Annotated in this window: 12 protein-coding genes; 1 reads left to right on the top strand and 11 read right to left on the bottom strand. The window is 65.2% G+C overall.

Going from position 1 to position 11,659, the window contains the following annotated elements; translation table 11 throughout:
- Nucleotides 1–117 precede the first annotated feature (117 nt).
- The 7 genes from purL to purC all read right to left on the bottom strand — a co-directional run bounded on the left by purL (nucleotide 118) and on the right by purC (nucleotide 7,364).
- Nucleotides 118–2,352 carry a phosphoribosylformylglycinamidine synthase subunit PurL gene (purL, locus tag L338_RS15980; RefSeq protein WP_022699420.1) on the bottom strand — a complete coding sequence of 745 codons (2,235 nt, stop codon included), beginning with the start codon at nucleotides 2,350–2,352 and terminating at the stop codon, nucleotides 118–120.
- On the bottom strand, nucleotides 2,349–2,945 hold the full coding sequence (locus tag L338_RS15975) for a DUF7010 family protein (RefSeq protein WP_022699419.1): 597 nt from the start codon (nucleotides 2,943–2,945) through the stop codon (nucleotides 2,349–2,351). The genes purL and L338_RS15975 overlap by 4 nt, the downstream gene beginning before the upstream one ends.
- A complete protein-coding gene (purQ, locus tag L338_RS15970; RefSeq protein WP_022699418.1) occupies nucleotides 2,945–3,607 on the bottom strand; it encodes a phosphoribosylformylglycinamidine synthase subunit PurQ in 663 nt (220 codons plus the stop codon). Before purQ ends, L338_RS15975 begins: the two co-directional genes overlap by 1 nt.
- A gap of 131 nt (nucleotides 3,608–3,738) precedes the next feature.
- Complete coding sequence (locus tag L338_RS15965) at nucleotides 3,739–5,013, bottom strand: glutamate-5-semialdehyde dehydrogenase (protein ID WP_022699417.1); 1,275 nt, start codon at nucleotides 5,011–5,013, stop codon at nucleotides 3,739–3,741.
- Entirely contained in the window at nucleotides 5,000–6,136 is a 1,137-nt protein-coding gene (proB, locus tag L338_RS15960) for a glutamate 5-kinase (protein ID WP_022699416.1), read from the bottom strand. The genes L338_RS15965 and proB overlap by 14 nt, the downstream gene beginning before the upstream one ends.
- A gap of 221 nt (nucleotides 6,137–6,357) precedes the next feature.
- The gene (gene purS, locus L338_RS15955; protein ID WP_022699415.1) at nucleotides 6,358–6,600 is read right to left on the bottom strand and encodes a phosphoribosylformylglycinamidine synthase subunit PurS; all 243 of its coding nucleotides are present in this window, start codon (nucleotides 6,598–6,600) and stop codon (nucleotides 6,358–6,360) included.
- A complete protein-coding gene (purC, locus tag L338_RS15950) occupies nucleotides 6,597–7,364 on the bottom strand; it encodes a phosphoribosylaminoimidazolesuccinocarboxamide synthase (RefSeq protein ID WP_022699414.1) in 768 nt (255 codons plus the stop codon). Before purC ends, purS begins: the two co-directional genes overlap by 4 nt.
- A gap of 279 nt (nucleotides 7,365–7,643) precedes the next feature.
- Between purC and L338_RS15945 the strand changes: the two genes are divergently transcribed.
- On the top strand, nucleotides 7,644–7,964 hold the full coding sequence (locus tag L338_RS15945; RefSeq protein ID WP_022699412.1) for a DUF1476 domain-containing protein: 321 nt from the start codon (nucleotides 7,644–7,646) through the stop codon (nucleotides 7,962–7,964).
- Here the strand turns inward: L338_RS15945 and L338_RS15940 are convergent, their stop codons facing one another.
- The 4 genes from L338_RS15940 to L338_RS15925 all read right to left on the bottom strand — a co-directional run bounded on the left by L338_RS15940 (nucleotide 7,965) and on the right by L338_RS15925 (nucleotide 11,514).
- Nucleotides 7,965–8,447, bottom strand: a complete 483-nt coding sequence (locus L338_RS15940; RefSeq protein ID WP_022699411.1) for an MgtC/SapB family protein — start codon at nucleotides 8,445–8,447, stop codon at nucleotides 7,965–7,967.
- An 84-nt stretch (nucleotides 8,448–8,531) separates the two neighbouring features.
- Nucleotides 8,532–8,972 carry a Cif family virulence factor gene (locus L338_RS15935; protein ID WP_022699410.1) on the bottom strand — a complete coding sequence of 147 codons (441 nt, stop codon included), beginning with the start codon at nucleotides 8,970–8,972 and terminating at the stop codon, nucleotides 8,532–8,534.
- Nucleotides 8,969–10,273: an adenylosuccinate lyase gene (purB, locus tag L338_RS15930; protein ID WP_022699409.1), complete on the bottom strand. Its 1,305-nt coding sequence runs from the start codon at nucleotides 10,271–10,273 to the stop codon at nucleotides 8,969–8,971. Before purB ends, L338_RS15935 begins: the two co-directional genes overlap by 4 nt.
- On the bottom strand, nucleotides 10,273–11,514 hold the full coding sequence (locus tag L338_RS15925; protein WP_022699408.1) for a threonine synthase: 1,242 nt from the start codon (nucleotides 11,512–11,514) through the stop codon (nucleotides 10,273–10,275). Before L338_RS15925 ends, purB begins: the two co-directional genes overlap by 1 nt.
- Between the last annotated feature and the right edge of the window lie 145 nt (nucleotides 11,515–11,659).

Genomic DNA, 11,659 nt, shown 5'->3' with positions numbered 1-11,659 from the left:
TGGAAAGGGCGCGCTATATCCTGAGAGCCGCCCCCTCACCCTTTCGGCTTTCCAAATCTTTTAGATTTGGAGCCTCAAAACCCTCTCCCCCTCGACGGGGCGAGGGGACTTAATGGGCTAAGCCGCTTCAGTCTGGAGCGTGGGAGCCGCCATGTAGCCCGGCAGCCAGTCTTCGTGCGCCTTGCGCAGATCTTCCAGCGATACGTCGATCAGCTCGCCCATCTGGAATCGCTGCCCGCCGAACGTCCCGATTTGCAGAACGGGCACGCTGTGCTCCTCGGCCTTTTCCAGCAGCAGCTTCAGCGCCTCGCCTTGGGCTGCGATCAGGTAGCGGCCCTGGTCCTCGCCGAACAGCCAGCCATGGGTGGCGGCGCCCTTGGGCGACGCGCCAAGCTTGAGGCCCAGCTTCGCGCCCAGCGCCATTTCCGCCGCGCCGATGGCGAGGCCGCCGTCGGACAGGTCATGCACCGCGGTCGCCACCCCCCGCTCGATGGCCTTGCGGACCCACGTGCCCAGCCAGCGCTCGACGCTGAGGTCCACCGGCGGCGGCGCGCCGTCCGTATTGCCGTGCAGGATTCGCATATATTGCGACTGGCCCAGATGGCCGACCGTCTCGCCAACCAGCAGCAGCGTGTCGCCGTCCTTCGCATTGCCGATGCCGGCGTGCTTCGTCACATCGCCGATCAGGCCGACGCCGCCAACGGCCGGGGTGGGCGGGATGCCGGCGCCGCGCGTCTCGTTATAAAGGCTGACATTGCCGCTCACGACCGGGAAGTCGAGGTCCTTGCAGGCCTCGGCCATGCCTTCCACGCAACCCACGAACTGGCCCATGATTTCGGGCCGTTCCGGATTGCCGAAATTCAGGCAGTCGGTGATGGCGATGGGGGTCGCGCCGACGGCGGAGAGATTGCGATAGGCTTCCGCCACCGCCTGCTTGCCGCCCTCATACGGGTCGGCCTTGCAGTAGCGCGGCGTGCAGTCGGTCGTGATGGCCAGCGCCTTGTCCGTGCCGTGCACGCGCACGATGGCCGCGTCGCCGCCCGACTGTGAGCTGTCGACCGTGTCCGCCATGACGTGGCGGTCATACTGTTCCCAGATCCAGCGCTTGGAGGCGAGATCGGGAGAGCCGACCAGCTTCAGCAGCGCCTCGCCGTAATCCGCAGGCTCAGGCGCATCGCCTGCGTCCATCACCTTGCCGCGCGGGGTCGGGGTGTGCGGGCGGTCATATTTCGGCGCGTCCTCGGAAAGCGGGTCCAGCGGGATGTCGCAGACCGTCTCGCCGTGATGCTTCAGGACCATGCGGCCGGTGTCGGTGGTGTGGCCGATCACCTCGGCGTCCAGCTCCCATTTCTCGAAGATGGCCTTGGCCTCGGCTTCCTTGCCGGGCTTCAGGATGACCAGCATCCGCTCCTGGCTTTCGGAGAGCATCATCTCATAGGCCGTCATGGCGTCTTCGCGCTGGGGCACGTCATCCATGTTCAGCTCGATCCCGACGCCGCCCTTGCCCGCCATCTCGACGGAGGAGGATGTCAGGCCCGCCGCGCCCATGTCCTGAATGGCGACGATTACGTCGGTCGCCATCAGCTCCAGGCACGCCTCGATCAGCAGTTTCTCGGTAAACGGATCGCCCACCTGAACGGTCGGGCGCTTCTCGTCGGAATCATCGTCGAACTCGGCGGAGGCCATGGTCGCGCCGTGGATGCCGTCGCGCCCGGTCTTGGAGCCGACATAGAGGATCGGATCGCCCGCGCCGCGCGCCGCGGAGTAGAAAATCTTGTCCTGATCGGCGAGGCCCACGCACATCGCGTTGACCAGAATATTGCCGTCATAGCCGGTGTCGAAATTGGTCTCGCCGCCAACCGTCGGCACGCCGACGCAATTGCCGTAACCGCCGATGCCCGCCACCACGCCGGAGACGAGGGACCGCGTCTTGTGATGGTCGGACGAGCCGAAGCGCAGCGCGTTCATCAGCGCCACGGGCCGCGCGCCCATGGTGAAGACGTCGCGCAGAATGCCGCCCACGCCCGTCGCCGCGCCCTGATAGGGCTCAATATAGGACGGGTGGTTGTGGCTCTCCATCTTGAAGATGGCGGCCTGTCCGTCGCCGATATCGATCACGCCGGCATTCTCGCCCGGCCCGCAGATCACCCGGTCATTCTTGGTCGGGAATTTCGACAGGTGGATGCGGGAGGATTTGTAGGAGCAATGCTCCGACCACATCACCGAAAAAATGCCCAGCTCCACCAGGTTCGGCGCCCGGCCCATGCGGTCCAGGATGATGCCGTATTCCTCGTCCGTCAGGCCATGCTCGGCGACGATTTCGGGGGTAATGTCGGGGGCGTATTCGGTCATGTCGTGGCTCTGAAACGTCGGGAATCGAAATAGATGAAGATCACGGTCGCCAGATAGACGGCGGAGACCGAGAAGGGCAGCAGGGTAAGCCGCGCCTCGGGCAGCAGCATCCAGATGCCGAACACCAGCAGCGCCCGGATCACGGCATGGCCGATGAATACCGGCGCGCGGCCATAGCTCCAGCCGATCACGGGCCAGTGAATGGAAAGACCGATCGCAAGGATCAGCGGGATCAGCTCCGGCCCGCCCTGGATCGCCGCGATGACCATGGGCCAGAACAGCAGCATGGATGCGAACGCGGGGACCAGCACGCTGGTGACGGCCGTGCGGTCCTTCAGAAAGGAGTTTTTGAAGATCTTCGCGAACAGGAGCGCCAGCGGAAAGATCGCGCCCGTGCCCACGAAGGCGGCCATCGACCATTGCTCCAGCGGCAGGACATACCCGGCCAGGCCAAGGCACAGCCAGTAGACGGTTCCGGCCAGCGGAATGGGAAAACCGCCGCGCAGGCGTCCGTAGGCGGAAAGGCGTTCGCGGCGCAGGGCTTCGGTCAGCTCGGCGCCGCTCTGGGTCGCGCCCGAAAGCGTCTCCGTCATCAAACCGACCCCAGAAGGCTTTCGAAGACGGCCCGGCCGCCGGTTCCGCCATGGGTCTGGTCCACGGCGCGCTCGGGGTGGGGCATCAGGCCCATGACGTTGCCGGCCTCGTTCGTGACGCCGGCGATGTCGCGGGCCGAGCCGTTGGGATTGCCCTGGTAACGGAACACCACGCAGCCCTCGCCTTCCAGCCGGTCCAGCGTCGCCTCGTCGGCGAAATAGTTGCCGTCGTGATGGGCGACCGGGATGACCGTGTCGCGCGTCCCCGAATAGGCGGAGGTGAAGCGCGTGTTGGAGTTTGCGATCTCCAGGGGTTGTTCCTTGCACACGAAATGCAGGTTGGCGTTGCGCAGCAGCGCGCCCGGCAGCAGGCCCGTCTCGGTCAGGGTCTGGAAGCCGTTGCAGACGCCCATGACCGCCACGCCCTTGTCGGCGGCGCTGACCACTTCGCGCATGATGGGGGAGCGGCCGGCGATGGCGCCGGAGCGGAGATAGTCGCCATAGGAAAACCCGCCGGGCACCAGGATGAAGTCGACCCCGTCCGGCAGTTCGGTTTCCCGGTGCCAGACCATGGCCGGCGCTTCGCCGGTGATCAGCTTGATGGCTTCGAAGGCGTCCCGGTCGCAATTGGAGCCCGGGAATACGATGACGGCAGATTTCATGGCGCGGGGTTTAGCAGCTTGGGTTGCGAGTCGCGAGCCTGCTATGTGCGCTTTCTGGCGCTCTGAAACAAGTAAACGCCGCTCCACGCGGGAGCGGCGTTTTAAACAGGATCAAGGCGGGGACGGGCGGCCTAGGGCCGCGTCTGGCCGTCGCCGCGCACGACGTAGCGGAAGGTGGTCAGCTGTTCCGCGCCGACCGGGCCGCGGGCGTGCAGGCGGCCCGTGGCAATGCCGATTTCGGCGCCCATGCCGAACTCGCCGCCATCGGCGAATTGCGTGGCCGCGTTCCAGAAGACGATCGCGCTGTCGATCTGCGCCATGAAGTCCTCGGCGGCGTCCTTGTCCTCGGCGATGATCGCCTCGGTATGCTGGGAGCCGTATTCGGCGATGTGTTCAACCGCGGCGTCGAGATCGTCGACGATTTTCACCGCCAGGATCGCGTCCAGATATTCGGTGCGCCAGTCTTCCTCGCTCGCTTCCTTCATGGAGGGGACGATCTTGCGGGCTTCAGCATCGCCGCGCAGCTCGCAGCCCTTTTCCTCCAGCGCAGCCGCCACTTTGGGCAGCAGGTCTTCGGCCACCTTGCGGTCAACCAGAAGCGTTTCCAGCGCGCCGCAGACGCCGGTCCGGCGCAGCTTGGAATTGACCACGATTTCCGTGGCCTTCTGCGAATCGGCGGAAGGGTGGAGATACATGTGGCAGAGGCCTTCAAGGTGGCCCAGAACCGGCACGCGGGCCTCGTTCTGAACGCGCTCGACAAGGCTGGCCCCGCCGCGCGGGATAATCAGGTCGATGGCGCCGTTCAGGCCGCCCAGCATCTCGCCCACCAGGGCGCGGTCCTGCGGCGGCACCAGCTGCACCACTTCCTTGGGCAGGCCGGCGGCTTCCAGACCCTTCTGGACGGCGCCGTGAATCGCCGCGCTGGAATGTTGCGCATCGCGTCCGCCGCGCAGCATCACCGCATTGCCGGACCGCACGCAGAGCGAGGCGGCGTCGGCGGTGACGTTGGGCCGGCTTTCGTAGATCATGCCGATGACGCCGATGGGGCCGCGGACCCGGGCGATGTCCAACCTGTTCGGGCGCTTCCAGCGGGCCAGCTCCTCGCCGGCTGGGTCGTCCTGCCCGGCGATGGCCTCCACGGAGGAGACAAGACCGTCGATCCGCTCGTCATTGAGGATCAGGCGGTCGACCTTCGCCTTGGACAGGCCGGCCTCCTTGGCTGCGGCCACGTCCTCTTCATTGGCTTTCAGGATGTCCGCGCGGGCCGCTTCAATCGCCCTGGCGATTTCCTTCAGCGCTTTCGTGCGGGTTTCCGGGCCGGCGCCGCGCAGCTTTGCAAAAGCGCGCTTGGCGTCCAGGCCCATCTTGTTCATGTCGGGGGTCAAATTCGTTTCAGCTTTGGTCATCTGTGACTAACACCAGATCGTTGCGATGGATCAGCGCGACCGGGCCGATAAAGCCGAGCCGCTCCTCGATTTCCTCGCTCTGCGCCCCGATCAGCCGGTAGGCGTCGGAAGCGCGATAGGCCACAAGGCCGCGGGCGAGGACCGCGCCCTCTTCATTTTCGATACGCACCGTGTCGCCCTTGTCGAAATCACCCTTCACGTCGGTGATGCCGACAGGCAGCAGGCTCTTGCCTTCCTTCAGCGCCGTCTCCGCGCCTTCATCGATGATGATGGCGCCGTCGTCGCGGATGGCGTGGGCGATCCATTGCCGCCGCGCCGTCTCCGGCTTCACGTGCGGCAGGAACCAGGTGCAGTTGCCGCCATTGCGCAGGGCGGTCACCGGATGTTCCGGCTTGCCCGGCGCGATGGCCACGGCGCACCCGGCCGCGGTGGCGATGCGCGCGGCGTCCACCTTGGACTTCATGCCGCCCGTGCCGACGCTGGAGCCGGGACCGCCGGCCATGGCGTAAATCTCCGGCGTGATCTCCTCGATCACCTGCATGCGGCGGGCGTCGGGATCGTCGGCCGGGTTCGCGGTGTACATGCCGTCGATATCCGACAGCAGAAGCAGCGAATCCGCGCTGACCAGCTGCGCCACGCGGGCCGCCAGGCGGTCATTGTCGCCATAGCGGATTTCGTCGGTCGCCACGGTGTCGTGTTCATTGACGATGGGGATGGCGCCGTAGCGGATCAAGCGGTTGAACGTATTTCGCGCGTTCACCCAGCGGCGGCGGTTTTCCGTGTCGTCCAGCGTCAGCAGGCCCTGCGCGACGCGAAGATTGATCTTCGCGAAGGTTTCCGACCAGGCGCGCATCAAATGCGGCTGGCCCAGCGCGGCGAGGGCCTGTTTCTCCTCCAGCCGCTTGGGGCGCTTCTTGGAGCCCATCAGGCTGCGGCCCGCGGCGACGGCGCCGGAAGAGACCAGCACGACTGCGGTGCCGGCCTTGCGCAGAGCGGCGATATCCTCGGCGATGCCGCGCAGCGTATCCATATCCGGACCTTCGCCGTCCGGGTAGATAAGGGCGGAGCCGACCTTCACCACGCAGCGCCTGCCGCGCAGATATTCTTCGGCCACGGCGGTCATCGGCGAAATCTCGCCGGCTAGCGTTTCAGTATCAGTCATTCACCTATAGTCGGGCGGCGACAATCAATGGGCGAAAACGCGACCAGGCGCGTCCCTTGGATAAAGGGATAAAGCCGCGCACGGTTCCAAAACAAGAACCGCTGTGTCCGCAAATTCCTGCGGACCTGTTTTTCGCCGCCGCGCATCGGCGCGCGCGGGGCGGATGCGAGACAGTTAGGAAGCTAGTCCTGAATGTCTATGTCGAAGCGTTCGATCACCGTATTGGCGAGCAGTTTCTCGCACATTTCGGTGACCCGGGCCTCGGCCTTTGCCTTGTCGGTTTCGGCCAGCTCCAGCGTGATTTCCTTGCCGACGCGGGCGCCGGACACTTCGTCATAGCCCAGAGAATTGAGGGCGTGCGCGATGGCCTTGCCCTGGGGGTCCAGAACGCCGGCTTTCAGCTTGACGTGTACGGTGGCTTTCATGCGTCTTCTTCTTCTTCCTCGACAAGGCGGAGATTGGGCTGGTCCTTCATGACGCCCAGACGGCGCGCGACATCGGCATAGGCCTCGGTCACGCCGCCCAGATCCCGGCGGAAACGGTCCTTGTCCATCTTTTCGCCGGTGTCCATGTCCCAGAGGCGGCAGGAATCGGGGCTGATTTCGTCGGCCAGGATGATGCGCATCATGTCGCCGTCATACTGGCGGCCATATTCCAGCTTGAAATCGACCAGGCGGATGCCGACCGCGGCGAACATGCCCGACAGGAAGTCGTTCACGCGCAGGGTCAGCGCCATCAGGTCGTCGATCTCCTGGGTGGTGGCCCAGTTGAACGCGGTGATGTGCTCCTCGGCGACCATCGGATCGCCCAGCTCGTCATTCTTGTAATAGAACTCGACGATGGAGCGGGGCAGGGGCTCGCCCTCTTCAAGGCCCAGCCGCTTGGACAGCGAGCCGGCGGCCACGTTGCGGCAGACCACCTCGATCGGGATGATCTCCACTTCGCGGATCAGCTGCTCGCGCATGTTCAGGCGGCGGATGAAATGGGTCGGGATTCCGGCGCGCTCCAGATGCGTGAACACGAACTCGGAAATCCGGTTATTGAGGACGCCCTTGCCCTCCAGCGTCCCGCGCTTCTGGTTGTTGAAGGCGGTCGCGTCGTCCTTGAAGTGCTGGACCAGCGTGCCGGGTTCGGGACCCTCATAGAGGATCTTGGCCTTGCCCTCGTAGATCTTCTTGCGGCGTGACATGACGGGCGCTCCTAAACAAGAAACGCTTGGAAGCATCAAGGGTTCGCGGACATCAGCCGCGCCGTTCGATGGCCCCAGGCGCCCTTTGCGGTAAGGCGGTCCGGCGCGCGTTTAAAGGGCGCTTCCAGACCATGGTCGATTCAGGGCGGAACCTAGCGGAGGCGGTGCTGCGCCGCAACGCTGCGCAGCGCACGATTGATTCCGGTTTCCAGCGGGGCTAACCAGAGAGAAATTTCCATGCCCCTTGCGGGTCAGCGCCAGCGAGACGAATTAAGAAACATGTCTATCTTCGACGAACGCAAGAAGGGCCGCGACGCCCAGTACGCCCACGATCAGGAAATGGAATTCAAGGCGCAGGCCCGCCGCAACAAGCTGCTGGGTCTGTGGGCCGCGAAGCTGATGGGCAAGTCTGAGGCGGAGGCCGAAGCCTATGCCAAGGAAGTCATCGTTTCCGACTTCGAGGAAGCGGGCGACCACGATGTTTTCCGCAAGATCCGCCGCGATTTCGACGCCGCGAACGTCGAACAGTCCGATCACCAGATCGAGCGGAAAATGGAAGAACTTCTGGCCGAGGCGCGGGCGCAGGTCGCCGCCAGCTGATCAGTCGACCTTCGGCTCTTTCTTCAGGGTCTTGCGGGCGCGTTTTTCGACAATGCGCACGACGCTGAGGATGACGAATCCGATGGCCGTCGTGACCGCCGCGATTCCGAAATAGCCGGCCCCGGCGGCCACGCCGATTCCCCCGCACAGCCACATCGAGGCGCCGGTCGTCAGGCCGCGCACGTCACCGCTGGAATGAATGATCGCCCCGGCGCCGAGGAAGGCGACGCCGGCGGTCACCGCCTCGATAATGCGCAGCGTGTCGGCCCGGCTGGCCTCGCCCAGCGCATTTGAATCCGCCGCCAGTTGCAGCGTGATCACCGCGAAGGCCGCGGCGGCCAGCGACACCAGCATATGGGTGCGCAGCCCGGCCTCGTGATCGCGGAATTCCCGGTCGATCCCGATCACCATGCCCAGCCCCGCCGCGATCAGTAGGCGCAGCGTGGGTTCAGCCAGGGGGTATTGGGCGAAAGTCTCGAACATCCTGGTCCGCAAATCTCCATGACAGTTCTGTCTCGATTATATGTCAGAACCGGAAGGCGGGGATGGATGTTCCTGAAAAGCTGACTAGTCCCCAATCGCGGGAAGGCTCAGCCCCTCCCGCTCATTGTCCCAGATCATGGAAATGATGCGCCATTTGCCGTCCGGGTCTTTCAGGAGCTGGATGGAATTTATACCGCGGCGCTCGGGCGTTTCGTCGTCCAGCGCGGTGCGCGCTTCATAGGCGCTCCAGACATGGGCGATATTGCCGAAGATGCGGACCTCGGAGCCCAGCTCGATCTCGTAGAAAGCGGTCTTCTCGAAGAAGGGCTCGACGTTTTCGCGGTATTCGTCGCGGTCGAAGGCCTGCGCCCACATGCGGCCGTCTTCGCCGATGCCGGTGCGGATCTGGCGGGAGTCCGGGTGGAAGACTTCGTTCTGTTTCGACCAGTCGCGCGGACCCGCGGCGCCGGAGACCATGGCGTACATCTCCGTCACCGCCGCGCGGATCTGCTCCTCGTCGGTCATGCCTCTCCGAACACCCTTTGGAAGATGACGGCCACGTTCTTGAAGTGGAAGTCGAGATTGGTGAGGGCGCGGAGCTGGTCCTCGTCCAGATGCTTGCGGACATCGTCGTCGGCCAGCAGATGGTCCAGAAGGTCGCCCTCGCCGGCCCAGGTCTTCATCGCGTTGCGCTGGACCAGGCGATAGGAATCCTCGCGGCTCGCCCCGGCCTGCGTCAGCGCCAGCAGGACGCGCTGGGAGTTATGCAGCCCGCCCATCCTGTCCATGTTGGCCTGCATCCGATCAGGATAGACGACCAGATTCTCGATCACCCCGGCCAGCCGCTGCAGGGCAAAATCCAGATGCGTGGTGGCGTCCGGGCCGATGCCGCGCTCGACCGAGGAATGGGAGATGTCGCGCTCATGCCAGAGGGCGACGTTTTCCATGGCAGGGGTCACGGCGGAGCGGACAAGGCGGGCAAGGCCCGTGAGGTTCTCGGTCAGGACCGGGTTGCGCTTGTGCGGCATGGCCGACGAGCCCTTCTGGCCCTTGGAGAAGAACTCCTCGGCCTCCAGAACCTCGGTGCGCTGCAGATGGCGAACTTCGGTCGCCAGCCGCTCGATGGAGGAGGCGACGACGCCCAGCGCGGCGAAATAGGCGGCGTGGCGGTCGCGCGGGATGACCTGAGTGGAGACCGGCTCGGGCTTCAAGCCGAGCTCTTTCGCCACGTGCTCTTCCACCGCCGGGTCGATATTGGCGAAGGTGCCGACAGCGCCGGAGATGGCGCAGACGGCGATTTCCTCGCGCGCGGTCTCAAGGCGGGTCCTGGCGCGGCTGAACTCGGCGTAATAGCCGGCGAGCTTGAGGCCGAACGTCACCGGTTCGGCGTGGATGCCGTGGCTGCGGCCGATGGTCGGCGTCATCTTGTGCTCGAAAGCGCGTTTCTTCAGCGCTGCCAGGATGCGGTCGACGCCGGTGAGGAGAATGTCCGTGGCGCGGACCAGCTGCACCGACAGCGTGGTGTCCAGAACGTCGGAGGAGGTCAGGCCCTGATGCACGAAGCGGGCGTCCTCGCCCACGATCTCGGCCAGATGCGTCAGGAAGGCGATGACGTCATGCTTCACCTCGCGCTCGATCTCGTCGATGCGGGCGATGTCGAACGTCGCGTCCTTCGCGGTCCAGACCTGTCTGGCGGCGCTTTCCGGGATCACGCCCAGCTCGGCCAGCTTGTCGCAGGCATGGGCCTCGATCTCGAACCAGATGCGGTATTTCGATTCCGGGGACCAGATTTCTACAAGTTCGGGACGGGCATAGCGTTCGATCATCAGGCGCGCTCCAGTTCTTCGGCCAGCGCGGCGTAGTCAATCGGGGCGTCCTTGTCGAGCGAGCCGCTCTGATCGGGCATCTCGTATTTCAGTCCCGAGCCGCAATTAAAGAGGACGGCGGATGCGTCGGCGTCGATCCGGCCCTCCGCAATCGCCTTCTTCTGGGCGGCGAGAGTGGCCGCGCCCTCCGGGCAAAGGAGGAGACCGTCGCGGTGGCCGCATTCGCGGCGCGCGGTCTCGATCTCGTCCTCATTCACGGAAATCGCGAAGCCGCCGGATTCGCGCACCGCGCGCAGGATCAGGAAGTCGCCGATGGCGGCGGGCACGCGGATGCCCATGGCCTTTGTCCGGGCGCCGTTCCAGAACTCGGCGTGTTCCTCGCCGTTCTCATAGGCGCGGACGATGGGGGCGCAGCCCTCGGCCTGCACGGCGATCATCCTGGGGCGCTCCGGGCCGATCCAGCCGAGCTTTTCCATCTCGTCGAACGCCTTCCACATGCCGATCAGGCCGGTGCCCCCGCCCGTGGGGTAGAAGATGGCGTCGGGCAGCTTCCAGCCCATCTGGGCGGCCAGTTCGTACCCCATCGTCTTCTTGCCCTCTATCCGGTAGGGCTCCTTCAGGGTGGAGACATCGAACCAGCCGAAGCGGTCCTTCATTTCGCCCACCAGCTTGCCGCAATCGGTGATATAGCCGTTCACGCGCCAGACCTTCGCGCCCTGCAGCGCGATCTCCCGCACATTCACTTCCGGCGTGTCGGCCGGGCAGAAACAGGCCGAGGTCAGCCCCGCGCGGGAGGCATAGGCGGCCAGCGCCGCGCCGGCGTTTCCGTTGGTCGGCATGGCCAGCGATTTCGCGCCCAGCTCTTTCGCCCGCGCCACGGCCAGCGCCAGGCCGCGCGCCTTGAACGATCCGGTGGGCAGGCGCCCTTCATCCTTCGCCCAGACCGGGGCTTTCGCGCCCGCCCACGCGGCGGTGTCGCGGAGCGCGATGTTCGGCGTGTCGATCTCACCCAGCCGGACGATATTGGCTTCATCGCGGACCGGCAGCAGCTCCCGCCATTTCCAGAAGCCGCCATCGCGGGCGGCGATGGCGTCGCGGTCCAGCGCGCCTTTCGCCTTGTCGAGGTCATAGCGGGCGAGCAGCGGCTTGCCGACGTCCGAGAGGTTTTTCAGACCGGCGTCCTCGTAAGTCTCGCCGGTCATGGAGCATTCGAGATGGGTGAAGTGCGTGTTCGTCGTCATGGGCGGAGGCTTAGCGCGGGTAGGGCGGGATTTCCAATGGGGCGGGTGATTGCTCAACCACCAATCCCTTCTCCTCTATGGAGGGGAGAAGGCGCCCGAAGGGCGGATGAGGGGAGGCGTTGATGTTGAGCGCCTTATTCTGAGG

Source organism: Euryhalocaulis caribicus (assembly GCF_000412185.1).
Lineage (GTDB): Bacteria > Pseudomonadota > Alphaproteobacteria > Caulobacterales > Maricaulaceae > Euryhalocaulis > Euryhalocaulis caribicus.
The sequence above is the reverse complement of the archived record's forward strand: the minus strand, read 5'-3'. Positions and strand labels throughout refer to the sequence as shown.